At 39.1% G+C, this 26,930-nt stretch carries 21 protein-coding genes; 6 read left to right on the forward strand and 15 right to left on the reverse strand.

Annotated elements, in window-relative coordinates; genetic code table 11:
• Positions 1–108: 108 nt before the first annotated feature.
• The 5 genes from AACZ73_RS16275 to AACZ73_RS16295 form a co-directional block, all read right to left on the reverse strand.
• Complete coding sequence (locus AACZ73_RS16275) at positions 109–4,206, reverse strand: two-component regulator propeller domain-containing protein (protein ID WP_339879465.1); 4,098 nt, start codon at positions 4,204–4,206, stop codon at positions 109–111.
• 151 nt (positions 4,207–4,357) lie between these two features.
• Complete coding sequence (xylA, locus tag AACZ73_RS16280) at positions 4,358–5,671, reverse strand: xylose isomerase (RefSeq protein WP_339879467.1); 1,314 nt, start codon at positions 5,669–5,671, stop codon at positions 4,358–4,360.
• A 45-nt stretch (positions 5,672–5,716) separates the two neighbouring features.
• Positions 5,717–7,216 (reverse strand): FGGY family carbohydrate kinase, encoded by a 1,500-nt coding sequence (locus AACZ73_RS16285; RefSeq protein ID WP_339879468.1) that lies wholly within the window; start codon positions 7,214–7,216, stop codon positions 5,717–5,719.
• Between the two features lie 11 nt (positions 7,217–7,227).
• Complete coding sequence (locus tag AACZ73_RS16290) at positions 7,228–8,871, reverse strand: sodium/sugar symporter (protein ID WP_339879469.1); 1,644 nt, start codon at positions 8,869–8,871, stop codon at positions 7,228–7,230.
• A 119-nt stretch (positions 8,872–8,990) separates the two neighbouring features.
• The gene (locus AACZ73_RS16295; RefSeq protein ID WP_339879471.1) at positions 8,991–9,803 is read right to left on the reverse strand and encodes an aminotransferase class IV; all 813 of its coding nucleotides are present in this window, start codon (positions 9,801–9,803) and stop codon (positions 8,991–8,993) included.
• A gap of 167 nt (positions 9,804–9,970) precedes the next feature.
• Between AACZ73_RS16295 and sdaAB the strand changes: the two genes are divergently transcribed.
• From sdaAB to AACZ73_RS16310, 3 genes are read left to right on the forward strand one after another with little or no spacing between them, the layout of a single operon-like run.
• Positions 9,971–10,648, forward strand: coding sequence for an L-serine ammonia-lyase, iron-sulfur-dependent subunit beta (sdaAB, locus tag AACZ73_RS16300; protein WP_339879473.1), 678 nt, complete (start codon positions 9,971–9,973; stop codon positions 10,646–10,648).
• 7 nt (positions 10,649–10,655) lie between these two features.
• Positions 10,656–12,005 (forward strand): TolC family protein, encoded by a 1,350-nt coding sequence (locus AACZ73_RS16305; protein ID WP_339879474.1) that lies wholly within the window; start codon positions 10,656–10,658, stop codon positions 12,003–12,005.
• 3 nt (positions 12,006–12,008) lie between these two features.
• Positions 12,009–13,322: an efflux RND transporter periplasmic adaptor subunit gene (locus tag AACZ73_RS16310; RefSeq protein ID WP_339879476.1), complete on the forward strand. Its 1,314-nt coding sequence runs from the start codon at positions 12,009–12,011 to the stop codon at positions 13,320–13,322.
• Between the two features lie 92 nt (positions 13,323–13,414).
• Here the strand turns inward: AACZ73_RS16310 and AACZ73_RS16315 are convergent, their stop codons facing one another.
• The 3 genes from AACZ73_RS16315 to AACZ73_RS16325 are packed head-to-tail and all read right to left on the reverse strand — an operon-like array spanning position 13,415 to position 16,779.
• A complete protein-coding gene (locus AACZ73_RS16315; RefSeq protein WP_339879477.1) occupies positions 13,415–14,002 on the reverse strand; it encodes a Maf family nucleotide pyrophosphatase in 588 nt (195 codons plus the stop codon).
• Positions 13,971–15,281 carry a DUF1015 domain-containing protein gene (locus tag AACZ73_RS16320; protein ID WP_339879478.1) on the reverse strand — a complete coding sequence of 437 codons (1,311 nt, stop codon included), beginning with the start codon at positions 15,279–15,281 and terminating at the stop codon, positions 13,971–13,973. The genes AACZ73_RS16315 and AACZ73_RS16320 overlap by 32 nt, the downstream gene beginning before the upstream one ends.
• A gap of 1 nt (position 15,282) precedes the next feature.
• Positions 15,283–16,779: an acetyl-CoA carboxylase biotin carboxylase subunit gene (locus AACZ73_RS16325; RefSeq protein WP_339879480.1), complete on the reverse strand. Its 1,497-nt coding sequence runs from the start codon at positions 16,777–16,779 to the stop codon at positions 15,283–15,285.
• A gap of 179 nt (positions 16,780–16,958) precedes the next feature.
• On the opposite strand from AACZ73_RS16325, the gene AACZ73_RS16330 reads away from it, so the two are divergent.
• Positions 16,959–18,209 (forward strand): aminotransferase class I/II-fold pyridoxal phosphate-dependent enzyme, encoded by a 1,251-nt coding sequence (locus AACZ73_RS16330; RefSeq protein ID WP_339879482.1) that lies wholly within the window; start codon positions 16,959–16,961, stop codon positions 18,207–18,209.
• Positions 18,210–18,308: 99 nt separating this feature from the next.
• Positions 18,309–18,485 carry a histone H1 gene (locus tag AACZ73_RS16335; RefSeq protein ID WP_339879484.1) on the forward strand — a complete coding sequence of 59 codons (177 nt, stop codon included), beginning with the start codon at positions 18,309–18,311 and terminating at the stop codon, positions 18,483–18,485.
• A gap of 66 nt (positions 18,486–18,551) precedes the next feature.
• Here the strand turns inward: AACZ73_RS16335 and AACZ73_RS16340 are convergent, their stop codons facing one another.
• The 7 genes from AACZ73_RS16340 to AACZ73_RS16370 form a co-directional block, all read right to left on the reverse strand.
• Complete coding sequence (locus tag AACZ73_RS16340; RefSeq protein WP_339879485.1) at positions 18,552–20,393, reverse strand: M1 family metallopeptidase; 1,842 nt, start codon at positions 20,391–20,393, stop codon at positions 18,552–18,554.
• 109 nt (positions 20,394–20,502) lie between these two features.
• On the reverse strand, positions 20,503–21,555 hold the full coding sequence (gene rfbB, locus AACZ73_RS16345; RefSeq protein WP_339879488.1) for a dTDP-glucose 4,6-dehydratase: 1,053 nt from the start codon (positions 21,553–21,555) through the stop codon (positions 20,503–20,505).
• A 1-nt stretch (position 21,556) separates the two neighbouring features.
• The gene (locus AACZ73_RS16350; protein WP_339879489.1) at positions 21,557–22,609 is read right to left on the reverse strand and encodes an NAD-dependent epimerase; all 1,053 of its coding nucleotides are present in this window, start codon (positions 22,607–22,609) and stop codon (positions 21,557–21,559) included.
• A gap of 148 nt (positions 22,610–22,757) precedes the next feature.
• The gene (locus tag AACZ73_RS16355) at positions 22,758–23,924 is read right to left on the reverse strand and encodes a glycosyltransferase family 4 protein (RefSeq protein WP_339879491.1); all 1,167 of its coding nucleotides are present in this window, start codon (positions 23,922–23,924) and stop codon (positions 22,758–22,760) included.
• An 88-nt stretch (positions 23,925–24,012) separates the two neighbouring features.
• Positions 24,013–24,957 carry a hypothetical protein gene (locus tag AACZ73_RS16360; protein WP_339879493.1) on the reverse strand — a complete coding sequence of 315 codons (945 nt, stop codon included), beginning with the start codon at positions 24,955–24,957 and terminating at the stop codon, positions 24,013–24,015.
• Between the two features lie 143 nt (positions 24,958–25,100).
• A complete protein-coding gene (locus AACZ73_RS16365) occupies positions 25,101–25,301 on the reverse strand; it encodes a helix-turn-helix transcriptional regulator (protein WP_339879495.1) in 201 nt (66 codons plus the stop codon).
• Between the two features lie 76 nt (positions 25,302–25,377).
• The gene (locus AACZ73_RS16370) at positions 25,378–25,794 is read right to left on the reverse strand and encodes a hypothetical protein (protein WP_339879498.1); all 417 of its coding nucleotides are present in this window, start codon (positions 25,792–25,794) and stop codon (positions 25,378–25,380) included.
• A gap of 268 nt (positions 25,795–26,062) precedes the next feature.
• Between AACZ73_RS16370 and proC the strand changes: the two genes are divergently transcribed.
• Positions 26,063–26,866: a pyrroline-5-carboxylate reductase gene (gene proC, locus AACZ73_RS16375; RefSeq protein ID WP_339879500.1), complete on the forward strand. Its 804-nt coding sequence runs from the start codon at positions 26,063–26,065 to the stop codon at positions 26,864–26,866.
• Positions 26,867–26,930 lie beyond the last annotated feature (64 nt).

Genomic DNA, 26,930 nt, shown 5'->3' on the forward strand with positions numbered 1-26,930 from the left:
TGTTGGGTTTGGTTAATTGAGCTATCAATTTTACGCCAACGTGACTTCTAAGGTGGGTATCAATTGTTGCCGATTAGGGGGTGAATCGTTAAATACAGATAAAATTTATCATTCTGTAGTGATTTCCTGTTGCTTGGCAGCATATTCCGAAGGAAGGATATTGAATTCAGCCTTGAAATGCTTCGCAAAATACTTGGCATTATTGTAGCCAACCATATATGCAATCTCAGAGATATTGAGTTGACTTTTTACCAAAAGCTGGCAAGCCCGTTTTAACCGTATCAATCGTATAAATTCTATCGGACTTTTTCCCGTGATTGATTGCAGCTTTTTGTATAAATGAACTCTGCTCATCGCCAATTCCTTGCTCAGGAATTCTACTGAAAAATCGGGATCTTCCATGTGCTTTTCTACCAAAGAAACAGCCTTCTGGATCAACTGGTCATCTAGGGAAGTGACTTTTACTTCTGAAGCATTGATTTGGATTTTATTACGGTTTTGCTCCTGAATCACATTGCGCTCGCGTAAAAGATTTTTGATGCTCAGCTGCAAAATCTCCAAATTGAATGGCTTGGTGAGATAAAGATTACACCCGCTATCCAAGCTTTGCACCATCGTTTCTTCTGATTTCTTGGCAGTCAAAAGAATCACTGGTATATGTGAGGTTTTGATATCCCCCTTTACTTTTTGGCAAAATTCCTTCCCATCCATCTGAGGCATCATCAAATCAGAAATGATCAAATCTGGAATATGCTGCTGGGCAAGATCCCATCCCTGAACTCCGTTTGCTGCTGTGATTACCTGATACGTGTCCGAAAGGCAGTCTTTGAGGTAATTCCTAAATTCCACATGATCTTCCGTAATAAGAATTACCTCTTTCACATGTCCATTATCAAGGTCTTCTTTTTCATCCTCTTCATACCAATTGTCCGGAATGATCAAAGCTATCGGAATAGTAAGAGTGAATACAGAACCCATATTTGGCTCACTTTCTACTGTAATCTCACCTTTCATAGTCCGCGCAAAATCCTGAACGAGAGATAGTCCGATTCCACTTCCCTGATTAAGCTGTTGCTTGTGTCCCTCTGTTGTGTAAAAACGCTCAAAAATCTTATGCTGATCTTCGACAGAAATACCTACTCCTGTATCAGAAACGGCTAGAATTAAAATGCCTTTTTCCTCACTTTCCTGCTGCAATTCCAGTGTGACTGTAATTGCGCCATCTTCCTCAGTAAACTTGAAAGCATTAGATAGCAAATTGAAAAGCACTTTTTCCAATTTGTCAGGATCAAAAATTGCCTGCTGTCCATGAGTATTCGTCTCGAAATTCAGATGAATATGCTTATTCTCAGAAAGTTCATGGAAATCAGCTAAACAGTCTTTGATAAATTGAACTATGTCACCTTCGGAAGGATGAAAAGTCAATCCCCCATTTTCTACATTTTTCACGTCCAGCAGTTGATTTATCAACTTAAGCAAACGCCTTGCATTACGCTGTATGATCTTATATTGACTTAGCAGCCCCGTATTTTCTGTCTCCGAAATCAAATGCTCTGTAGGAGTCAAAATCAGCGATAATGGTGTTCGGAATTCATGACTGAGATTGGTGAAAAACTTGGTTTTCAAACGATCCAAATCTTGAACACGCTTAGCTTCCCGGATGGCTTGCTCCTTATCAAATTTCTCTCGTTGTCTGGTAAGTAATTGATTCCTGAAATAGAATATAATGGCCACGAAAACCATTAAATAAAGAAAATATGCAATAGGAGTTTTCCAAAAAGGCGCCAGAATCTTGATATCCAGTTTGTAATCATTCTGGCTCCATCCATCCAAAACTGTCCCTGGCTGCACTACTAAAGTATAATTTCCCGGATCCAAATTGGTAAAGGTTACTTTTGCCAAGTCATCATTCAAATAGATCCAATCATCATTGAATCCCAGAAGCTTGTAGCGATACTTGTTCTTCTCGGGATAAAGAAAATTCAACGCACTAAAACCAATCGAAAAAATATTCTCATCATGTCTTAGAACGAGCTGGTCCATCTTGTCTAAGGACTTGGGAAGCAGTATACGATTACTCAGCTCTTCTCCCACCTTTACTTCCTCATTGAAAAGTTGGAAATCAGTGAATACCACAGCTGGATTATTTTGCTCGAAAGCAAAATTCTCAGATTTGAATATGTTGTAACCATTTGGCCCTCCAAAAATGAATTCATTCTTACTCGTTTTCAGGGCTGAATTCTTATTAAACAAAGCAGCTTGAAGGCCATCTTTCTGATCAAAATTCTGGAATGTGATAGAGAAAGGATTCACATTTCTATTTATCTCTGCATAGCTGAGACCCATCTGAGAGCTGATCCAGAGATTACTGTGATCGTCTTCCAGCAAATCCACAAGGTAAGCAGTAGGCAAACCTTCCTCCTCTCCAAAGTGGACAAAGGAATTATCTGGCTTATTGAAATAATACAGACCACTCATGGTAGTAATCCACAAAACCCCTTCACTGTCCACAAATAAATCAGTGATATTCGAATCTATCAATCCATTCTCATCAGTGTCAGAATAAAAAGCGCTGGCGCCAGTTTCATAGTTCAGCATATTCAGTCCGCTTCCACCGGATACCCAAATATTCCCGTCCTTATCCTCTGCAAAACCAGTGATGTATTGATTATTGGTAAAAAATGGAGGACTTCCTGCTGGGTAATTATGAAAGACCTTTCTGTCTTCGTCAAGCATGGAAATCCCTGCACGAAGTGTTCCTATCCAAATTCTTCCCTTACTATCTTCAAAAAGTTTCCAGATGCTTGGCCCGGGAATTCCTGAGACATCTTCTGGTAAATAATGGTAGTTTTTGAATTCATTTCCATCAAAACTGCCCAGGCCATTCAAGTAACTTCCTATCCACAAAATCCCTTTGTGATCTATCATCAAGTCAACAATCACATCCCCTGTCAAGCTATTTGACACACCTGGATTATGCTTGTATTGATTATAAGTATTTGTTTTTCTATTGTAATATATAAGTCCCCCACCATTGGTTCCTATATATATATTACCTAAGCTATCCTCAGCAAACGCATTCACATCATTGAAAGGAAGGGAATTTCGGTCAGCAAAATTTTTACGAACGTGGGAAAATCTAAGCAATCCTTGATGATAATATGCAACTCCCTTTTTGTGTGTTCCTACCCAAATAATGTCTTCGTTATCCTTATACAATGAATAAATCACATTATGCGGCATAGAATTATCCTGTGCATTTTCCCCTGTCAGAAACCGGACAGTCTTAGTATTTTTATCTATTATATTAATCCCTCCATGATCTGTTCCCAACCATATTTGGCCTTTTTTAGCTTCCACTATGGTCTTAACCATGTTATTATTCAGCAGATAAGTACCTTTATCTTCTTTATTAGTCTCTATGCTATGGGTAAATCCATCCACTATAAATACACCCAAGTCCCGATCAGGATCATATATCCATGCATCGCCATCTGAATCTATCATGAGTTCATAAGTAGCCAGAGTAGGAATTTCACCTTTAGGCAATCTCAATGTTTTGGTGACTATTAACCGATTGGGATCCATTAGATCAATGATGCCTGAACTATGAACTATCCATATTATACCATCGGGAGCTTCTGATATGGCCGCAATCTGATTTGAAGAAAGACTTCCCTTTTCCTGTGACTTCTGCACATAGACTGTTTTACCTGTTTCCTCATTAAAAATGCTTATGCCTTTGGTAGGATGGGTAAACCAAAATCTATTCTGTCGGTCTTTTATTAGCATTCCTACCGAATCAGAAGCAAGATGATAAGTAGAATTATAAACAGTGACCCCTCTCGAAAAATACTCATTCTCAGGATTGTAGATATCAAAAATCCCATTTACATTCTTCACCCAAAGTTTGTCTTCCGGGCCCACAAAAATTCTAAGAATGTTATTGTGTGAGATCGATGCGGAGTCTTTAGTATTCAAAAAAATCTTGGTCCGGGTGCCATCGTATCTGTACAATCCATAGGCTGTTCCATACCACATCATACCATCAGCATCTCTGATCATAGAGAGAATATTGGAATTAGAGAGACCTAGACTTTCATCAAGATTACGAAATACTAGTTTTTCAACTTCGGTCTGACCAAAAGCTGATCCTGCCCAAAACATCATCAAACAAGCTATCCCACGTATCACTATTCCTTTCATACTCCAGTAACTATAGTCGCCAAATTATGGGTTTTAAAGGAAACATCTCATTTCCTTGTTTATATTTTACAAATGGCGGCATTATTTTTCATTAAAAAAGTCCGATTGAGATAACTCAACCGGACTTTCAAAAATTATTTATAAAAGATGCTTAGATAAATCTATTCAAAAGATTTTCGAAGTACTCTTGTTTTCCGCTAGTCTGGATAGGCTCCCCTACTTCAGCTGCATAGTTTCTCAAATCTTCAAGTGTGAAATTACCAGTTTCGAAAGACTTGCCCTTTCCAGAGTCAAAGCTTGCGTAACGGTTCTTTCTTCTTTCCAGGTAATCAGATTTGTCCAAAATATCCTGAGCAATCAGCATGCCTCTGGCAAATGCATCCATACTTCCTATGTGAGCCAGGAAAAGATCGTCCATGTCTGTTGAGTTTCTTCTGATTTTAGCATCAAAATTTACTCCACCACCTTGGATGCCTGCTGAAGTTAAAATCACCAACATAGCTTCAGTCATCTCCTGCAAGTTCATTGCAAACTGATCGGTATCCCAACCATTTTGGTAGTCACCTCTATTTGCATCAATACTTCCAAGCATACCTGCATCCGCACATACCTGAAGCTCATGCTGGAATGTATGCCCAGCTAAAGTAGCGTGGTTAACTTCAATATTTAATTTGAAATCTTTGTCCAGACCGTGCTGTCTCAAGAATCCAATTACAGTAGCTGCATCATAGTCATACTGGTGCTTGGTTGGCTCCATTGGCTTAGGCTCGATGAAGAATGTTCCTTCGAAACCATTCTTTCTACCATAATCACGGGCAACAGTCAAGAATTGGGCTAGGTGCTCTGTCTCACGCTTCATGTCAGTATTTAGCAAAGACATATAACCCTCACGACCACCCCAGAACACATAATTTTCACCTCCGAGAGCGATAGTTGCATCGATTGCATTCTTCACTTGTGCTCCAGCATACGAAACCACATTAAAATCCGGATTGGTAGAAGCGCCATTCATATAGCGAGGATTGCTGAATACGTTAGCAGTTCCCCAAAGCAATTTCACACCAGTTTCTGCTTGCTTTTGCTTCGCATATTCGGTGATGATTTGCATTCTTTTCTCATATTCTGCTAATGTTGGGCCTTCATCGATCAAATCAATATCGTGGAAGCAGTAGTAAGGAGCTCCAATTTTAGTGATGAATTCGAAAGCTGCATCCATTTTATCTTTTGCTCTCTGGATTGGATCAGCTGCTGCATCCCAAGGATGTACGATGGTTCCAGGTCCGAATGGATCTCCGCCAGTTCCGCAGAAGGAATGCCAGTAGGCAATAGCAAATTTGAAATGCTCCTTCATCGTTTTGCCAGCGATGATACGGTTTTCGTCGTAAAATCTAAAAGCCAACGGGTTATCGCTTTCTTTACCTTCGAAAGGTATTTTATCGATTGAAGAGAAATAAGTTTTTGACATTTTTACTGTGTTTTATTAGGTAATTATAGGTTTGAAATTCAACTATTAACTCATTTTCTGGATAGCTTCCAAATGGTTTTTCCAATTAGCATATACTTCTTCGTATTGCTCGTAGAAATGTTCGTTTGGCTCTAAAGTTTCCAACAACTCCAATCCTTCAAATGCTTCTGCTTCACTGGCAAATACCCCAGCACCAATGCCAGCTCCTCTGGCAGCACCTTGGGCACCATCTGTATTGAATAATTCCAGTACCACTTTATTCATATGCACAAAAGTCTTTCGGAAAACCGGACTTAAAAACATATTTGCCTTTCCTGCTTTTACTGTCTTCAGATCCAGTCCCATCTCCTGCATAATCCGGAATCCGAAGGTGAGTGCAGATACAATTCCTTCCTGTGCAGATCGGATCATATGTCTCTTGTCATGCTTCAGCAAATCCAAACCCATCATATGGGCACCGACATGTTGATTCTGCATGATACGCTCTGTCCCGTTTCCAAAAGGAATGAAAGCCAATCCTTCTGAACCAATTGGAACAGAACCTCCCAGGTTATTCATTTCATCATACTCAATATGGGCTGCACCCATTACTTTTTTGAGCCAACTATTCAAAATACCTGTCCCATTTACACAAAGCAACACTCCATACGAAGGATTGTCCTCTGAGTGATTTACGTGTACAAAGGTATTGACTCTGGATAATGGATCATGAAGTGGCTTATCAGCGACTCCATACACCGTCCCTGAAGTACCGGCAGTCGTCGCAAGTTCCCCAGGTTCCAATACCTGAAGTGAAAAAGCATTGTTTGGCTGATCACCTGCACGATAGGAAATAGGAACTCCCTCCTCTATCCCAGTAACCTCTGATGCGAAAGCTGATACTCTACCCTGAATAGAATAGGATGGCACTACTTCAGGAATCCATGATTTTGAAATTTGGTAATTCTCAAGAACCTTATCACTGAGGCCATTCTTTTGAAAATCCCAAAATATTCCTTCTGACAAACCTGTCTCCGAAGTCACGATATCACCGCTCAATTTCATCGCAATGAAATCTCCAGGCAGCATCATTTTATGAATTTTAGCTGCAAGCTCTGGCTCATTTTCTATGACCCAGCGAAGTTTGGAAGCAGTAAAATTACCTGGTGAGTTTAATAGGTTTTTTAAACAATATTCCTCTCCCAGCTCTTTGAATGCTTTCTCACCAATTCCAACAGCTCTACTATCACACCAAATAATGGATGGCCTGAGGACATTTTGGTCTTTATCCACTAAAACCAACCCATGCATTTGATAGGCTATTCCAATTCCTTTTAGCTCTCCTGCCTTTACTGAAGTCTTATTCAATACATATCGGATGGAATGTTGAACATATTTCCACCATATTTCAGGATCTTGCTCAGCCCACCCTTTTTCAGGAGAATCGATAATCATCTCCTCTTCAGGAAAAGCTTTTGAAAGCAAAGACTTTCCTGTGTCTGCATCAAGCAATGAAGTTTTGACAGAGGAGCTTCCAATGTCAATCCCTAATAATAAGCGTCTCATCAAAATATTTTTTACCAGAATACGATATACAATGCTGCAGTAATCCCTGCAATCAAAACAGCTCCAATTTTAAATGTGGTGCTTGTGCTAAACAGCTCTTTATTAATTTCAATGCTGTTAGGATGATCTTTTCCTTTACCTTCTACCAAACTAATGATGATCATAAGCAATGCGAGAATCAAGAAAACTATCCCCATCCTATCTATAAAAGGCAATTCTGGAAATGCAATCTTCAAAACCACAGAAAGAGGAATACTCAATGCTGCACCTGTCAAAGCTGCATTAGAGGTGGTCTTCTTCCAGAAAACACCAAAGAAGAAAATAGCAAAAACTCCAGGGCTAATGAATCCAGTATATTCCTGAATAAATTGGAAAGCCTGATCAAGTGCACCTAGTGCAGGAGCTACGATAGCCGCAATACCAAATGCTACAATAGCTGCGATACGACCTACTCTTACCTGCTTGGCTTCAGAAGCATTATTTCCAAAATGCTTGTTATAAATATCCATTGTGAAAATGGTAGAAGTACTATTTGCCATAGATGCAAGTGAAGATACAATAGCTGCGGTCAAAGCTGCAAATGCCAGACCTTTCAGACCCACAGGCAACAGTTGAAGCAAAGTTGGGTAAGCTCTATCAGACTTTACCAATCCTGTGATTGGGTCCTTCATCGACTCAATAAATGTGACATCAATTCCGTTTTTCACAATTACATATGCTGCAATACCTGGAATTACGACTATCAAAGGCATCAAAAGCTTTAAGAATCCGGCGAAAATCATCCCTTTCTGGGCTTCATCCAGATTTTTTGCCGCCAGGGCTCTCTGAGTTATATATTGGTTAAATCCCCAATAACTCAAATTAGTGATCCACATTCCTCCCACTAAAACGGAAATTCCTGGCAAATCCAAATAGGCATCCCTTACTCCTCCTGCACCATCAGGAATCATCATTTCACCTTCTGAAAGAATCATTGAAAAATGTCCTGGCACTTCTCTACGTAGTAAACTTAATCCTTCCCAAGCATCGCCGGAACCGACCATCTGAAGAGCTATATAAGTAGTGGCTAGACCACCGGCTATCAAAAACACAACCTGAATAACATCCGTCCAAGCTACCGCTTTCAGTCCTCCATAAATGGAATAAATCATGGCAAAAAGAGCCAATCCTACAATACCATAACCCATTGGTACATTCAGAATGGTATTTAAACTCAATGCTCCTAAATATAAGACTGAAGTCAAATTGACGAAAACATAAAGCAATAGCCAGAAAATAGCCATTGTAGTTCTTACTCTCGTATCATAACGATCAAGCAAAAATCCAGGCATCGTATAAATACCCTTCTTAAGATAAACCGGCAAAAAGAAAATAGCTACTACCAACAAGGTAACTGCTGCCATCCATTCATAGGTAGAGATCGCCAGCCCTAGTGCGAAACCTGAACCTGACATTCCAATAAATTGCTCAGCAGAAATATTAGATGCAATCAAAGAAGCTCCAACTGCCCACCACGGCAAAGCTTTGGACGCTAGAAAGTAATCAGAAGAGTTTTTTACGTGGCCTTTTTTCTCACGGGAAACAAAAATCCCCATCCCGACGATGAGTAAACAGTAGCCTATAAAGACGGCCAAGTCTAAGGGTTCTAATAACATAAAGTGTTAGGTTAGGATTTGGGCAGTTAGTTTGGGTAAATGACTAATCTTCATTCAATAGGGCGATAAAGATAATATTTTCATGATAAGGTCAGTAATAAAAAATACCTATTTAAAAATCATTCAAAAATTTCTTTTAAAACCGACAATGGTTCAGTAGTAAATTTCGTTCCCACAAAACTTTCCAAATAACTGATGCCCGTGCAGTTACTCACAAAAACCTGCTCAGCATTTTGTAATTCTGATACTGGAAACTCCCCTTCGGAAAAAGGAATATTTTTGATAGACAAATGTTCTAGAATCATCTGACGGCTCACTCCATTAATACAACTACAACTTAAAGCTGGAGTGTAGATCACCTCATCCCGAATCCAAAAGATATTAGAAGCACTTGCTTCAGATACAAACCCCCTATAATCGAGCAAAATTATTTCATCCAATCCTCTATTTTTTCTTTCTTGGTTTGCCAAAACATAGGGTAAGGCATTGAGTGATTTGAAGCCGGACCATGGAGTTGGAAATAATTTTATTTCCTTCGAAACTCCCACTTTCACTTTCAGAATTGCTGCAGGACTGAAATCGGAAATTTGCAGAGTTTGATTTACCTCGGAAATCTCAGGAGTGTACTTACCAGCTCCAGCTCTGAAAACACTCCATCGAATTCGTTTTTTTTGCGTTGGAAATTTTTCACTAAATGATGACACTAATTTATCAGGATTGATAGAATTAGAGTCCAATCCCAAAACTTTCATCCCTGACAAAATTCTATCCACATGTTTATCTAAAAACCTAATTTCCCCATTGTTCCAGACCATTGTTTCAAACAACCCATCACCGTAGTTCATGGCTCGGTTTGGTAGTTTGATGTGGTCATCTAAGAACCAAGTTTCGTCTGAGGATGATTTTTGAAAGAATGTTTCGATTTCGTTCATAAAACTGTTCATAATCGGTCATATCTCCGATTTGTCAAATTAAGAAAATGTTAAACTATATAAACATGACACCATTTACATGGCATTCTCTACAATAAATATGAAATTTTGCATGAATTCATAAGGAGGATTTTACCTTAGCATTAAAATTGGAACATTGGGGGCAGATGGCAAATAAAAGTAGCGTTTTTGATATGATCGGACCAATAATGATAGGCCCATCTTCTTCCCATACTGCGGGAGTTGTTAGAATTGCTAGAGCTGCTATCCGTGTATTGGGCGGTATACCAGATGATGCCTCCATTACTTTTTACAATTCTTTTGCAAGAACCTATGAAGGGCATGGCAGTGATCGGGCTATTATCGGAGGTTTGATGGATTTCAAGACTGATGATGCAAACATTAAAAATGCCCTTGAAATTGCGAAGGAAAAAGAATTTGTATACAGGTTTAAATCAATTGGTAATTCATCCATACATCACCCAAATACCATAAAACTTAATCTCAGAAAAGGTGAGCGATCTGTGGAAGTAGTTGGAGAAAGTCTGGGTGGTGGAATAATAAATATCTCAGAAGTGGATGGTTTTGTCGCCAATTTTTCTGCAGCAGATCACACACTTATTATTAAGGCGGAGGATATTTCTGGGGCTATTGCTTTTATTTCAGCGGTGATCGCACAGGAAAAAGCAAACATTGCGACCATGTCGGTATCCAGAAAAGGCAAAAATGACCTAGCATGCCATGTTATTGAAATGGACTCCGGAATAAAAGAAATTACTTTAAAGTACCTTAAATCTTTATCCTGGATTACAGAATTAATTTATATACCTGACATTGACCTTTAATTATACTATGAGAAAATTCCTACTAGGATTCGCTTTAGCGACTGGGATTGGTTTTTCAACTTTTGCTCAAGAAACAGCTATTCCCTCTGGACCTATCGATCTGGAAACTGCAGTTGCAATTGCTTTAGAAAACAACCTTACGCTAAAAAGAAGTGAATTAAACCAATTAACCAACGAAGCAACTCTCATCCAAAATCAGGGATCCAGATATCCAAATCTTTCTGCTGGAGCAAGCTCTGGCTATAGATGGGGTAGATCAATTAACCCTGTAACTAACTTGTTTGAAACTGCGAGGATTGGTAATATAAATGTCTCTGCCTCATCAAATGCAACAATTTTTGCGGGAAACCAAATCAATAATTCGATCAAGCAATCCAAAGTAGATCTGGAAGCCGGCTTATATAATATTGAGGCCACAAAAAATGACATTATACTAAATACCATTAACTTATTTATAAATGTTGTTTACAACAGGGAACAAGTAAATGTGGCTGAAAATCAATTAGGTAGCACCAAAGATCAATTAACAAGAACTACCAAGTTGGTAGACGCAGGATCATTGCCTTATTCTGATCAATTGGATATCCAAGCGCAAAATGCTACAAACGAGGTTAACCTTATCAATGCCAGAAACGACTATAACATTGCCAAGTTAAATCTTGCGCAAGCATTACAGATTCCCTATACACCGGAATTCTCAGTAATTGAGCCTGAGTTTGAAATCAATGAATTATTGATGGCGACTGAAACTCCAAAAGATATTTATGGGGTAGCTGTAGAAATTATGCCAGAAATAAAAGCGGCAAAAGCTAATGTTCTAAGTGCTGAATATGGTGAAAAGCTTGCTAAGGGAGGATATTATCCTACACTGGGAATTGGTGCTAATATTTTTTCCAATTATGTGGATCAGGTATATGGGACAGATAGACCTTCTTTTGGCCAGCAGTTAGACAATAACTTATCTGAGGCAGTAAATCTTCAGTTAAGCATCCCACTATTTTCCAGATTAAATAATAAAGCAAACGTTCAGCGTGCAAGAGTTCAAAAGCAAATCAGTGAGGTGGCCGCATTGGAAGCTGAAAATCAGTTGAGAAATGATATCGAAACTGCTTATAATAGCGCTCTTGCAGCACAACTGACTTACGAATCATCATTAGTTCAGGTAGAAAGTTTAAACGAGACTTTTCGTATTGCGCAGCAACGCTTTGATCTAGGGGCAATAAATTCAGTAGATTTTCAAGTAGCACAAAACAATCTTTTCAATGCACAAGCAAATTTGCTAAACGCTAAATACACTTATATTTTCAGAGTAAAAGTTCTTGATTTTTACTTGGGTAATCCTATTAACCTTAATTAAACCATGGCAAATAAGAAATCGAATAAGCTTTTGTATTACCTCTTAGGAGGTATTGTAGTACTCATTATTTTTGCGGTGATTGCCCGTAATGCCGGATGGGTAGGTGGTGAAAAGGAAACTCAAGTTGAAGTCACTACGGTAAAAAGAGTGCCTATCATTGAGAAAGTAAGCGCCTCCGGGGAAATTCAACCGGAAGTAGAAGTAAATCTAAGTCCCGATGTTGCCGGTGAAATTATCACTCTAAATGTAAAAGAGGGAGACTCTGTAGCATCTGGAATGCTACTTGTGAAAATCCGACCTGACAATTTTATCTCTGCCTTGGATAGAACAAAGGCTAATTTTAGTCAGCAGGAGGCTAATTTATCACAATCACGTGCCGCATTGCAGCGATCAGAAGCCCAGTTCACTCAAGCTGAACAAAATTTTAAAAGACAGAAAACACTTTATGAGTCGAAAGCTATTTCTGATGCAGATTTTGAGCAAGCACAGGCAGATTACATCACCAGTCAAAAAGATTTGGAAGCTGCAAAGCAGAGTGTACGTGCGGCTGAATTTGTTGTAAAAAGTTCTCAGGCTTCCGTAGATGAAGCTTCTGAAAATCTGAGATTGACGAATGTTTACTCTCCAGTGAGCGGGATTGTTTCCAATCTTTTGGTAGAACAAGGTGAACGTGTGGTGGGAACTCAACAGATGGCAGGAACTGAAATGCTGACTATTGCAGATCTATCTAAAATGGAAGTTCGCGTAGATGTCAATGAAAATGATATTGTAAGATTAAGCTTAGGAGACACCACGATTATTGACGTGGATTCTTACGCTTATACTGGTAAAACTTTCAAAGGGGTGGTTACAAGTATAGCAAATACTGCCAATGAGAAAGCTTCTGCGGATGCTGTGACGGAGTTCAAAGTGAAAATCAGAATTTTAAATGACTCCTATCAAGACTTAGTGGATGAAGGCAAGAAATATCCATTCCGTCCGGGAATGACCGCTTCTGTGGAAATCCTCACAAATACTAAAAACGATGCTCTTTCTGTTCCTTTGGCTGCTGTGACTACAAGAGAACATAAGCAAGACACTTTAGTGGCTGGTACTACCCGCTCTAAAGAGCTAGTCTTTGTAAACGAAGGTGGAGTTGCAAAACTTAAAGAAATCAAGACAGGAATTTCTGATTTCCAAAATATCGAAGTACTGGAAGGACTGGCTGAAGGTGATCAAATCATCTCTGGGCCTTACTTTGTAGTGAGCAAAGACCTTAAGGAAGGTGATAAAGTAACTTCTGTGGATGGTAAAATAACTGCCGCCAAAAAAGACTAAATAGGTAAGGAATTGAAAAATTTCTATTGACTAAAAAGCCCTGAGAATAATTAATTCTCAGGGCTTTTTCCTCTCAATAGCTAGATAATCAATTACCATTTTTTCAACTGTGAATACACCAAGTGTAGAGGAAAACCCATCACATTGTAATATGAACCTTCAATCTTCTCCACTCCCATATAACCAATCCACTCCTGAATTCCGTAAGCTCCTGCTTTATCCATAGGCTTATAGTGATGGATGTAATGCCAGATTTCTTCCTCTTCCAGAAAGCGGAATGTCACGATTGTTTCATCCTCAAGCGTAATTTGTCTTTTTCTATCTCTAAATGTAACAGCCGTCATCACGGAATGTGTGGATCCAGAAAGGCTTTTCAGCATGTCAAAGGCATCCTCTTTTGTAGTTGGTTTTCCCAAAACATGGCCGTCCGCAATCACCACCGTATCGGAAGTTATCAGGATTTCTCCATCAGCTAACTCTCCCGGAAAAGATTCGGATTTCAGTTTAGATAAATAAGCAGCAACATATTCTGGCTGAATATCCTTTGGGATAGTTTCATCAACAGAATTTACCCGTACTTCAAATTGTATCTCTAAGCCCTTTAACAGCTCTTGTCTCCGAGGAGAATTAGAGGCAAGTATAATTTTTTTATCCCTCAGATTGCTCAATAAAGGCTCCATAATCGAATTCGAATTCATCTTGTTTAATACTGGCGAAAAGCAATCCGCCTAACGCCTTTGGATAGAAATAGGTGGATTTCTGAGGCATCACTTCTCCGCTTCTGCACACTTCAAGCACCTGCTCAAGTTCTAGTTCGCGAGTAATTAAAGCAAAACTTGCATTTCCAGTACGAACTTCCTGAATACACCTGGAGAAATTTCTCTCATACACGATCTGATCTGAATTCCTCTGATCAGCTACAGGAATACTTAAAATCCTATCAAATAGCACCTCATGTAGCACTGCCAAATCCAGCTTTCTAATACTCTCTGGCAAGTGAAGGTTAATCCGATCAATCAACTCTTCCTTCAAATGTAAAGTGTAGCTCTCCTCTCCTATTACTAACCCAAAGGTATGAGGTTTGTGAAAAGCATAAGCACCCAATTCTTCGGGATCAGCAAATTTTTTCACAGCAAACCATTTTTTGATCGCTTCCAAAAAGGAAGATGGAGAAAGTTTCAACCCATAAAATAAGCGGTGAGTCGGAAGTATTTTCAGGTGATTACCGCTGGTATTTGTTAGGTACATCAAATGATAATCAAAGCCTTTCCATCTCTCATTTGGTAGCTCTCCTCTCATCAATTTCCTGTATTCTATGGCTCCTTCGAGTCTGTGATGACCATCAGCGAGGATCACTTGTTTACCTTTTAAAACCTTCAAAAAATGACTGATAATTTCAGGTTCTCGAATGACTGCCAATACCTCACGGACCCCTTGGTAATCCTCTAGCTCATATAAGGGCTTAGATATGGCGTCATCCATAAATTGTTCGAGTTGCTCATCTGGATCTTCATACAAACCATGGGTTGGACTGGCCTGTATTTCTGTAGCTTTCAGAAGATCGATCCTGTCATTCACGGCAGATACGATCGTGTTTTCATGCCTTAGGATAACCTGCTCATTCCATTCGTAGGCTTTGATCTGTGCTATAAACCCTTTTCTGCAACGCTCATCACGCTCTCCTGGGACACGAAAATATTGGTAATACACATAGATTCCAGGCTGCTCATCCTGCTGGATAACCCCTTCAGCTTTCCAGCTTTTGAGTGTTTCAAGAGCTTTTTGTGAAGGGTTTTCTCCTTTGGGAACAGAAAGATGTATGCTATTCAATGGGTTTTCATAGAGTAATTGTCTTTGCCGGGCTGACACTACATCAAATAGTGGGGCTGTTAATTCTTCTATTTTAGGAGACAAAGCATCTGCATATCTCCAAGCTTTTAAAGGTAATATCTCGGCCATTCTAGAGAAGTCTGTTTTTCCAAGCGGAAGGCTTTCGAAAAGTTGATTCAGCTTTTAGGTTGCTCGCAGGCTTATTTTTGGAGAAAAACTCAACTGCCAAGGCAGACAACAATTCCATCTCAAAATCATTAATCTCCTCGTTGAGAATCTCAGGCTTAAAGTAATTCTCCACAAATTTGGTATCAAAAGCTCCGCTGACAAAAGCTTCATGCGTGATAGCAAATTTGCAAAAATCAAGTGTAGTCTGAATTCCTACAATCTTATAATCTTCAATTGCTCGAACCATCTTGCCGATTGCAGCATTTCTGTTTTCTGCGTAAGTGATCAGTTTCGCAATCATGGGATCATAATAGATAGGAATGTCCATTCCTTCTTCAAATCCATCATCCACCCGAATGCCCGGCCCCTGAGGACGTCTGTAAGTCTCGAGCCTCCCTATGTCCGGCAAGAAATTATTTCTCGGGTCCTCCGCATATACCCGGACTTCCAGCGCATGTCCACTGATCTTCAATTCGTCTTGGGTAAAAGAAAGCGGGTTTCCTTCAGCTATTAATATTTGTTCCCGAACAAGATCCTTTCCAGTGATCATCTCGGTTACAGGATGTTCCACTTGAAGCCGGGTATTCATTTCCAGAAAAAAGAAATTTAAATCCGCATCGACTATGAATTCCACGGTCCCTGCTCCATAATAACCACATGCTTTCGCTACACCCACTGCCGCCTCTCCCATGGCTTTTCTCATCTCTGGTGAAACAACTGCAGATGGGGCTTCTTCAATTACTTTCTGATGTCTTCGTTGAATGGAACATTCCCGCTCAAACAAGTAAACGATATTTCCCTGCTGATCGCCCAGTACTTGAATCTCAATATGCCTCGGAGAGCAGATGTACTTTTCTATAAACACAGCACTATCACCAAAAGAAGATTGGGCCTCACTGACAGCGCGCTGCATTTGTTCTTCAAATTCAGATTCATTCTCCACTATTCGCATCCCTTTTCCACCACCTCCGGCACTAGCCTTGATTAAAATCGGATAACCAATTTCAGCGGCTCTTTCTTTTGCCATCGGGATATCAGAAATAGCCTCTTCGGTACCTGGAACTAACGGAATATCATATTTTGACACTGCCTGTTTAGCGGCAAGTTTAGACCCCATCACCTCAATCGAATCAGGAGCTGGTCCGATAAATATCAGGTCAGCAGACTTTACTTTTCTTGCAAAATCCGCATTTTCCGAAAGAAACCCATATCCTGGATGTATTGCATCCACTCCCAGTTCCTTACACACAGCAATGATTTTATCCCCCAATAAGTATGACTTTGATGATGCTGGAGGTCCTAGGCAAACTGCTTCATCAGCGAAAAGTACATGTGGCGAAAGTCTATCTGCCTCACTATAAACTGCTACTGTGGCAATGCCCATTTCCTTGGCTGTCCGCATGATACGTAAGCTAATCTCTCCCCTATTCGCAACTAGTATTTTATTGATTTTCGACATTATAGTTGGTATTAAAAGCTAAAATTTTGGGTTTTGGCTAAATAAAGAAAATATTCTGAGCTTTGTTAAGAATCGTTTGTTTCAGCGTCGTTTTTTGCTTGGCAGGCATTTAAGTTTTATTTTTGTCGGATTTTAATGAACAGATCATTAAATCCAATATCACTTAAATTCGAAAAGCTTTGGATCTATTTGCAAAATTAAAAATGAACATGGGCCCTTTGGGCAAACACTCCGAGTTTGCAGACGGCTATTTCTCCTTTCCAAAATTAGAAGGGGAAATTGCTCCAAGAATGAAATTTCAGGGGAAGGATGTTCTAACCTGGAGTTTGAATAATTACCTAGGCCTAGCAAATCATCCTGAAGTACGTAAAGCTGATGCTGATGCTGCTGCCCAATATGGCGCCGCCTATCCTATGGGTGCACGTATGATGTCAGGGCAGACCAGCCTACACGAACAGCTAGAGGATGAATTAGCAGCCTTTGTCAATAAAAAGAAAGCCTATTTATTGAATTACGGTTACCAAGGAATTATGTCTGTCATCGATTCACTCCTTGATAGAAAAGATGTAGTTGTCTATGATTCCGAATGCCATGCTTGTATCATTGATGCATTGAGAATGCACTTGGGTAAGCGCTATGTTTTCCCTCATAATGACATAGAAAACTGCGAAAAGCAACTTGAGAGAGCAACCAAACTTGCCCATGAAACCGGCGGCGGAATACTTGTGATTACAGAAGGTGTATTCGGTATGACTGGTGATCAAGGTAAATTAAAAGAAATCGTTGCATTGAAGAAGAAGTTTGACTTCAGACTACTTATTGACGATGCACATGGTTTCGGTACTTTGGGAAAAACAGGTGCAGGTACAGACGAAGAGCAAGGTGTACAGGATGAAGTGGATCTTTACTTCTCAACTTTTGCGAAGTCTATGGCAAGCATCGGAGCGTTCATCGCGGGAGATCCAGAGGTAATCCTGTATTTGAGATATAACATGCGTTCTCAGATCTTTGCTAAATCACTTCCAATGTTGTTGGTAGCTGGTGCCTTGAAGCGTCTTGAGCTGCTGAAAAATCAGCCTGAACTAAAAGATAATCTCTGGAAAATCGTGGAAGCTCTGCGCAAAGGACTTCATGACAACGGGTTTAGCACAGGAAAATCCAACTCCCCTGTCACCCCAGTAGTACTTAATGGAACTGTAGGCGAAGCAGCGGCACTGACCAAAGATTTAAGAGAAAATTATGGCATCTTCTGTTCTGTAGTTATCTACCCAGTAGTACCTAAAGGAATGATTATCTTGAGATTAATTCCTACGGCTGTGCACACCATCGAAGATGTGGAAGAAACCATTACTGCATTTGCTGCAATAAAAGAAAAACTGACCAGTGGATTCTATAAGAATTCTGAATTAGCAATTTCGTTTGGTGAGTAAAAAAATTCAAAAAAAATGCCCTCAGGATTGAATTAGCAAGTATTTGGGCTATATTGAATTACAATAAACTTATCAACAACTAAAAAAAACACTTTTACTATGAGCAAATTTAGTGAAGTAAGCGAACTCGTTAATTCTCTTAAAGACGATTTTGAAAAGTTCTACGAAAAAGGTAATCAGGCAGCTGGTACACGAGTAAGAAAAGGAATGCAAGACTTGAAAAACATGGCTCAGGACATTCGCAAGGAAGTTCAGGACAAGAAAAATGCAGGATAATTCCAGCAACAAAAAAGGTGACTGATCAGTCACCTTTTTTTATGTACCTAAGATTACAAGTGGAGCTTAATACTCCACTTTATTATTTTCCTGATTTATATCAGCTAGTCTTTTACTAGGATCAATCTCGATTGATTTGATTGTATCAGATTTTTTGTTGAGGCGAATTGTCTTCGTCAGATTTGTCCAAGGCCAGTCTTCAGAAATTATGCGGTTTGGTTCATTTGTTTCCGGAGCTTTTTCTCCCCTCATTATCTCTAGAGGCAAATATACCATTTCAGAAGTTCCATCTTTATATGTAATCACTAAATCTACTGGCATTGGCATCAAGCCTATGCGCTCTAGTGTAATTGCTGTGCCTTCTCCATCTGCCTTAACATCCTTGATTCCGTAATCAATTGTTTTGGTGGTGAAAACGAAGTATTCTTTATACCAATCCAGTTCCAAGCCACTTTCCTTTTCCATCACACGGATAAAGTCATTAACATTTGGATGTTTGAAACCCCAGGTGTTCCAGTAGCTCAGCATACCTCGGTCTCGAACCTCATCTCCTATAACATATCCCAACTGGGCTAAGAAAACTGCTCCTTTTGAGTAAGCCGCAGAGCTGTAGGCAGAATTTGTATGGTAATGATCTGAATGGGTACTCATAGGCTCCTCCAACTTAGAAGAAACTAATCTATAGTATCCTGAATAGGAACCTTTCAAAGGGTCTTCACTAGGTCTGAAAATTTCTGACATCGCAAGGGAGGAAGCATAGCTGGTAAATCCTTCATCCATCCATGGGTAAAGAGCTTCATTTGTTGCTAAGACCCCCTGGAACCAGCTGTGAGCTAGCTCATGAGCCATTACTCCTACAAGACCGTTTAAGTTACGTCCCCCAGTTACCAAAGTTGACATTGGGTATTCCATACCTCCATCTCCTCCTTGAATGACAGAGAATTGCTTATATGGGTATTGACCAAAATGCTTAGACATAAACTCAATCGCTTTAGGAGTATATTCCTTTAGCTTTTCCCAGTTTTCAATGACATCGGGAGATGGAATATATAAATGGTGTACAGTAATACCATTTGACATTTCTACTTTATCATGACGATACTTAGGATCTGCGGCCCACATAAAATCGTGAACTTTTGGAGCTTTGAAATGCCAGGTAAGCTTATCTCCTTTTGGCTGAGTTACTTTAGCTTCTTCGTCCTCATAGCCATGGCCGATTTCATTCGGGTTTTGCAAATAGCCAGTTCCGCCAAGAACATAAGTTTTGTCGATGGTAATCTTCACATCAAAATCACCCCAAATACCATAAAACTCCCTTCCAATATATGGATTGGCATGCCAACCTTGTTCATCATACTCGGACATTTTAGGATACCACTGAGACATGGAATATCTGACACCTTCTCCGCTATCTCGTCCTGATCTTCTGATCTGAATTGGAACTTGTCCGGAAAAAGACATTTCAAATTTAGCTTCGGAGTTTGGCAATATCGGTTCAGCAAGTTCTACCTCCAGAATAGTACCTACTTCACTGTATTTTAAATCTTTACCATTCATCTTCAGGCTACTAACTCTCAAGTAACCGATTTCATCAGGCTTCAATTTGCTAATCCGGTCCCCAACTCTTCGATCAGGGTCAGCTATACTTCTGGATCTCTCATCCATCATACTTCCTGGCTGGAAGGCGTTGTAATACAAGTGATAGAACACCCTGTCTAGCGTATCCGGAGAATTGTTTGTGTAAATCAATACTTGATTTCCTGTGTATTGATTTGTGTTGACGTCCATCTCGACGTCCATTTGATAATTAGCAGCCTGCTGAAATCTGCCTGTCTGAGCTATCGCGGCGCTACTAAGAGCCATCAAAAGAAAAAGCCCGTAAAAAGGCTTTACCAAGTTAATATGCATAGTAATTAAGTTTTTACAAAGAAAACCAAAATGGCAAATCAGCCCAAACCACCCGTAAAAAACAATGGCACTGTAAGTAAGTCCAGTGCCATGTTATTATATAGGTATTTTAATTATCGTAGTGCTTAGTATAATATTCCTGATATGCCCCAGAAGTCACACCATCAAGCCAATCTTGATTTTTAAGATACCAATCGATTGTGATTTCTATTCCCTCTTCAAATTGTAGACTTGGCTCCCAGCCCAGTTCTTTTTGTATTTTGGTAGCATCGATCGCATAGCGCAAGTCATGACCTGCGCGGTCTTTTACATAAGTGATCAACTTCTCGGAAGTCCCAGGAGTTCTACCAAGTTTTTCATCCATTTTAGCACAAAGAAGCTTTACGATATCGATGTTTTTCCACTCATTGAATCCGCCTATGTTATAGGTTTCACCTTCTTTTCCTTTATGAAAAACTGTATCAATCGCTCTGGCGTGGTCTTTAACAAAAAGCCAGTCGCGGATATTCTCACCCTTTCCATAAACCGGAAGAGGTTTATTGTTTTTTATATTATGAATGCAAAGCGGAATCAGTTTCTCCGGAAAATGATTTGGCCCGTAATTGTTAGAACAGTTCGAGACTACCGTTTTCATTTTGTATGTATTAGCGTAGGCACGCACAAAATGGTCTGAAGATGCTTTTGATGCAGAGTAAGGTGATTGTGGGTCATATGGCGTGTCTTCCAAGAAGAACCCCCCATCGTGCAATGAGCCATAGACTTCGTCTGTTGACACATGGTAAAAAAGATGTTCTGATAGATTCTCGTTCCAGAATTCCTTTGCTGCATTTAGCAAATTCACCGTTCCGAAAACATTGGTTTTTACAAAAGCCAGTGGATCAGTGATAGATCTATCCACATGGGATTCTGCTGCCAAGTGAATAACGTCTGTGATATTATGTTTTTCAAAAATAGCCGTGAGAGCATCAGCGTCTTGAATATCAGCCTTCTCAAAAATATAATTAGAAGCTCCTTCTACTGCTTTGAGATTTTCTAGATTTCCTGCGTAAGTCAATGCATCTAAATTGACTATCTTATACTCAGGATACTTTTCTACGAAAAGTTTTATAACATGGCTACCGATAAATCCGGCTCCACCTGTAATCAAAATTGATTTATCCATCTTATTTCTTATAATATTCTAAATACCACTCGGTGAATGATTTTACTCCTTGCTCTATGGATGTATCAGGTCTATAGCCGGTGTCCCTCACCAAATCTGAAACATCGGCATGTGAAGCCATTACATCTCCCGGTTGCAATGGAAGCATATTCATTTTAGCTTCCTTGCCCAAACCTTTCTCCACAGCATGAATGTAATCCATCAATAAAACAGGAGAAGAATTTCCTATATTATATACTTTGTACGGCGAATTGGAACTTCCGGGATCGGGGTTTTGAGCATCGAAATCAGCATTAGGGCTTGCTGGTCTATCTGCTACTTTTATCACTCCCATCACTATATCATCAATATAAGTGAAGTCACGTTTCATATTTCCGTAATTAAAAACATCAATCGGCTCGCCTTTTAAGATTGCTTCTGTAAACAGAAACAATGCCATATCTGGTCTTCCCCACGGACCATAAACTGTAAAAAATCTTAATCCCGTAGTAGGAATATTGAAAAGATGACTGTAGGTATGAGCCATTAATTCATTTGACTTTTTCGAAGCCGCGTACAGGCTGACCGGGTGATCCACGGAATCTGATGTGGAAAATGGCATCTTTTCATTTGATCCATATACAGAGCTGGAAGAAGCATATACCAAATGCTTTACGGGATGAAAGCGGCAACATTCCAGAATGTTAAGGAAAGCCACAATGTTACTGTCGATGTAAACTTCAGGGTTTGTTAGAGAATAGCGAACACCAGCCTGTGCAGCCAGATGAATCACCACATCGAATTTTTCTTGTGAAAAAAGATCAATTAATGGATCTTTAACCGAAAGATCCAGCTGAATAAACCTATATCCACTAAAACTACCCGATTGGACGACTTTACCTTTCTGTACCTCATCACGATTGATTCCCATATGGGATAATCGTGCATATTTAAGATTGACATCGTAATAATCATTGATAACATCCAAACCCACAACCTCATCCCCTCTTTCCAAGAGTTTTTGGGCAACGTGAAATCCAATAAATCCGGCAGTTCCGGTAACTAGGTACTTCATCTATTTTTCATTTTTTATACAGACCTTGTCGCGTACATGATATCTAAGAGCCATCAGAAGAATTCTCTCAAGTTTAACAATTAATGACGCACTAGTCATGTTCGGCTTCAAAGTTAAAAATTCAGTTTTTCTGTTGACCAAATATAAGTTATTCCTCTCTATCTGATCCGGAAAGGATCAATTGGTATTGAGCTAAAATCTCTCTCTGGATCTTTTCCCGATCGTAATTTTCTATAATTTCCCTGTATAGATTAGCTGCCAACTCAGCCATTTTATCACGCTTCACATAAGCAAATTCCATTGCTTCTTTTAATACCTCTACGTTTTTCACAGGGAAGATCAATCCGGTTTTTTGTTGGGTTATTATATCTGTATTTCCAATAATATCCGAACAAATGATTGGCAATTCCATCGCTCCAGCTTCCAAAAGCACATTTGGGAAACCTTCCCGGTGAGAAGGATGCACGAGCACATCTGCCAAAGCAAGATAATGTGCTACATGATCAGTCCAATCAATCTGTACAATTCTAGGATGGTCCGTTATAATTTTTATGGTCTCGGGATCTAGTGGATTGAGATCTTGCTCAAAACTACCAAGTAATACAAGCTTCGATTTACCAACTATTTTGCTGCTAAGAAAAGCATCGACTAATTCCTGAATTCCTTTATCTTTCACAAGTCTACCCACAGAAAGAATAATGAAATCATCTTCTCCAGGAAGAATCCTCATAGTAGCAGCAACCAGGTGATTTTCCTTCAATACTTCTCTATTGAATTTTTTTAGGTCCACTCCATTTGATGAGCCCTTTCCAATCACCGTAAGTTTATCCGGAGGACATAGCTTATTTTCTATAACAAAATTCTTCAGGCCATTGGAATTTGGCCATACGTGTGTCGCGTAAGAATAGGTAAGCTTTTCCATATTTTCCAAAAGCCCTCTTTTACCCCCTTCTGCTACCATGTATGGAATGCCGGCAAGTGTGTGGATTCTTATCCTCACTCCTGCCAATTTCGCAGCAATCATACCCAGCAGGCCGGCTTTTGGAGTATGTGTATGCACGATTTCCGGTTTCTCTCTTTTAATCAACTGATATAATTGCCAGAGACATTTCAGATCCTGGAAAGGTGTAATTTTTCGGGTAAAAGGAATAATTTCATGCTTAGAACCTTCCGCTTTGATTACTTGAGGAAGCTCTCTACCGTCAGCGCTCACCATTAATACTTCCCATCCTTGGTCCCTCAAAAATTTAATTTGCCCGGCAAGCAATAATTTTAGTGAAATTGGAACAGTGGTGATTCGAATAAGTTTTGGCATCAAAAAGGAATTCTATATAAAAAGCGAAGGTAAAGCTTTTGTAATTTCTATCGCGGAAAAAGTGCAAATGGTATTCCAAAGTGGACTTTTATATAATTTCAATTATTCTGATTTCGACTTTATTTTTTTGGTTAGACCCAACTATTCTTATTTCTTTCGAAAAAATTGGCCAACCCCAACCATGAATTACAGAGACATTTTCTATAGTATTAGAAAGTTCACCACCTTCAGACATTAATTTGTCGATTTCTTCCTCAGAGGCATTTGGCATCATAGTTTTCAGTACCAACTCAGTCTCGGAAATCAATTGTTCTGAATTAGCTTCTGAAACTGAAACTATTCTATAATCATTATCATCTGGAAAAATCTCCTCCAACAAAACGTTTACTTGGGTTTCCAATCTATTCTTCCCAAGCACATTTGCAGAATTTATCACACCGGACAGTTCCTCACCAAGTTTGTATTCAGCGCCATGAAAATTAAGAAACTGCAATATATCTTTGATGCTTTGGGTTTCAATTGAATTTTTATTCCGATAGTTTTTAAAAGTTTGATCAACCATTTCATCAATCTGCGGAATATTACCAAACATTAATTTGAGGGTATCACCAGCCTTTCTATAAAACTCACTTATTTCCTCGACGTTGGTCACTTGCTGAAAAGCACCATACTCATCTGTTCTAAATTTCACCAAGGAACCCTCCGTAATAGACAGCATTTTATCGATAAAGTATTGATAAGTGGAATCTCTTTCTCCCAAATCAAAAGTGAATTCTCTATAAGTCCAGGAAACCTCATAATTAGCTGCAGTGCTATCCAAAATTTCCATATCTACCAAGTAACTTACCTTATTCCAATTGCTAGTGTCTTGATTGATAAGATCAAAAGATTCCAGAGATATTTGATAGGTATTTATCTCTTTATGATTCCAATAGGCAATGGTTCTGACCGTGGAATCTTCCATGTTAATTTGTGAATATGAGATTTGAGAAATGACCATGAAAATGATCAATAGCAATACTTGTCTTTTCATAAACATTACAATTGCCCGCAAGAAAGCTAATTTCTAAATCAAACTATCATTTATTTATTCAAAACGGGTATAATTTATTTTATGAAATTTTTTCTAAAAATGGGCGGGAATGTATACCCAAGAATTATCAAAGGAAGCTTCTATTAATCCCCTTCTTCCAACTGAAAAATCTCTTCAAGACTTACCGAAAAGATCCTAGAAATCTTAAGTGCTAACACTGTTGAAGGCACATACTTCCCAGCCTCTATGCTGTTGATAGTTTGTCTGGACACACTTACTTTTTCCGCCAAATCCTGCTGAGTCATATTATGTCGTGCCCGTTCTACTTTAATAGAGTTTTTCATATAGAAATTAAAAAAACCAAACCTGCTATAACCTGGTGAAACCTATGCAAAAGAATCATAGAAATATTGATATGAATCAGTCTTTGGTTGCCATAAACTTCTGGTATTGAAATGCGGCATAGACGTAAGCATTCAGTAGGAATAAAACCAAGTAAGCTGTGAAAATCTCTGAGGTTATTCTGTCAAAACGCAGGTAATTTATCAGCATTAAAGCAGCAACACCCCAAATCAGCCAATAAGACCCAGTTTGGAAAGCTTGGAGCCGGAATGATTTAATCATTTCATCTTCCTCTTTTTCTCTGGAAAGATTTAACAAGCCAAATCCTATTGCCCAGCAACCATAAATCACTTGAGTGGATTCATTAGGACTAATGTCCATTTGGGAAAATGCCATTCCAATTACTAGTAAAACCGGCAATGGAAAGAACAGATAAGCAACTTTCTTCCATGCTGGAGAAAGTAAGGGTACATGTAAAATTGATTTCTCTTTCATATGATTAAATTTTCTGGACAGCTGAATGAAATATCGCATGATCTATAAAATTACTAAGTGGAATGATACACTTAATACTCGATTTATAAGTCAAATTTATTTTACCAAATGTAAAACAAACTTTACTTAATGTCAAAAAATTTTGTCTAATAAATAGCTTTTTATTATTGAAGTTAAAAACTATAGATCCATTATGTCCTGTGAATTCTGACATAAACAGCCTATTTGTTTACCTTTAATTAATAAATCCAATAAATAATTATTTTCTATGATTTCGAAAATGAAAATAGCCATAATAGGTTGTGGCAATCTGGGTGCTTCCATTGCAAACGGACTTTTAAGACGGGAAGATTTTGATCCAAAAAATCTCACACTTACAAAAAGACACTTGGATAGCTTAAGTGGATTTGCTGTATTAGGATCAAATATCCAAAGTGATAACCTCTCTGCTGCGGCAAATGCTGATATTGTTATTCTGGGTGTCAAACCCTACAACGTCACTCCTATTCTGAATGAAATCAAGTCGTCACTCGATCCTAAGAAACAGATAATCATATCTCTGGCTACAGGAATATCGCTAGAGGAAATGTATCAGGTGATCGATCCTACAAGTATAGCATTCCGTGCGATGCCAAACATCGCTGCGGATATTCAAGAGTCTGTCACATGTATTTGCTCTCAAAATGCAAATCCTGATCAGATTAAGTTGGTTTCTGAACTGTTTGATGGAATAGGCTTTACCATTCCTATCGACGAAAGCCTAATGGAAGCAGCTACCGTATTAGGCGCATGTGGAATTGCATATGTTTTGAGATTTATGCGGGCAATGATTCAGGGAGGAATTCAAATTGGATTTGATTCGGTCACAGCAAGTAAAATTGTAAACCAGACGGTAAAGGGCGCCGCCGAACTTATGATTCAAAAAAATATCCACCCGGAAGCTGCTATTGACAAAGTGACTACTCCGAAGGGTTGCACCATAGTTGGATTAAATGAAATGGAGCATCAGGGATTCAGCTCTGCGATGGTTAGGGGCGTGATTGCGAGCTATGAGAAAATTGCTAAAAATTGATATCGCAATTAATTATTAATTTTCAAGGAATATTAAATCTAATTCAGGAAAAATTAATATTTAT

Source organism: uncultured Algoriphagus sp., assembly GCF_963974835.1.
In the GTDB taxonomy this organism is placed as follows: domain Bacteria; phylum Bacteroidota; class Bacteroidia; order Cytophagales; family Cyclobacteriaceae; genus Algoriphagus.

Coding starts and splice junctions, on each gene's coding strand:
- AACZ73_RS16275 (WP_339879465.1), bottom strand. CDS start 4,206: ATGAAAGGAATAGTGATACGTGGGATAGCTTGTTTGATGATGTTTTGG.
- xylA (WP_339879467.1), bottom strand. CDS start 5,671: ATGTCAAAAACTTATTTCTCTTCAATCGATAAAATACCTTTCGAAGGT.
- AACZ73_RS16285 (WP_339879468.1), bottom strand. CDS start 7,216: ATGAGACGCTTATTATTAGGGATTGACATTGGAAGCTCCTCTGTCAAA.
- AACZ73_RS16290 (WP_339879469.1), bottom strand. CDS start 8,871: ATGTTATTAGAACCCTTAGACTTGGCCGTCTTTATAGGCTACTGTTTA.
- AACZ73_RS16295 (WP_339879471.1), bottom strand. CDS start 9,803: ATGAACGAAATCGAAACATTCTTTCAAAAATCATCCTCAGACGAAACT.
- sdaAB (WP_339879473.1), top strand. CDS start 9,971: ATGGCAAATAAAAGTAGCGTTTTTGATATGATCGGACCAATAATGATA.
- AACZ73_RS16305 (WP_339879474.1), top strand. CDS start 10,656: ATGAGAAAATTCCTACTAGGATTCGCTTTAGCGACTGGGATTGGTTTT.
- AACZ73_RS16310 (WP_339879476.1), top strand. CDS start 12,009: ATGGCAAATAAGAAATCGAATAAGCTTTTGTATTACCTCTTAGGAGGT.
- AACZ73_RS16315 (WP_339879477.1), bottom strand. CDS start 14,002: ATGGAGCCTTTATTGAGCAATCTGAGGGATAAAAAAATTATACTTGCC.
- AACZ73_RS16320 (WP_339879478.1), bottom strand. CDS start 15,281: ATGGCCGAGATATTACCTTTAAAAGCTTGGAGATATGCAGATGCTTTG.
- AACZ73_RS16325 (WP_339879480.1), bottom strand. CDS start 16,779: ATGTCGAAAATCAATAAAATACTAGTTGCGAATAGGGGAGAGATTAGC.
- AACZ73_RS16335 (WP_339879484.1), top strand. CDS start 18,309: ATGAGCAAATTTAGTGAAGTAAGCGAACTCGTTAATTCTCTTAAAGAC.
- AACZ73_RS16340 (WP_339879485.1), bottom strand. CDS start 20,393: ATGCATATTAACTTGGTAAAGCCTTTTTACGGGCTTTTTCTTTTGATG.
- rfbB (WP_339879488.1), bottom strand. CDS start 21,555: ATGGATAAATCAATTTTGATTACAGGTGGAGCCGGATTTATCGGTAGC.
- AACZ73_RS16350 (WP_339879489.1), bottom strand. CDS start 22,609: ATGAAGTACCTAGTTACCGGAACTGCCGGATTTATTGGATTTCACGTT.
- AACZ73_RS16355 (WP_339879491.1), bottom strand. CDS start 23,924: ATGCCAAAACTTATTCGAATCACCACTGTTCCAATTTCACTAAAATTA.
- AACZ73_RS16360 (WP_339879493.1), bottom strand. CDS start 24,957: ATGAAAAGACAAGTATTGCTATTGATCATTTTCATGGTCATTTCTCAA.
- AACZ73_RS16365 (WP_339879495.1), bottom strand. CDS start 25,301: ATGAAAAACTCTATTAAAGTAGAACGGGCACGACATAATATGACTCAG.
- AACZ73_RS16370 (WP_339879498.1), bottom strand. CDS start 25,794: ATGAAAGAGAAATCAATTTTACATGTACCCTTACTTTCTCCAGCATGG.
- proC (WP_339879500.1), top strand. CDS start 26,063: ATGATTTCGAAAATGAAAATAGCCATAATAGGTTGTGGCAATCTGGGT.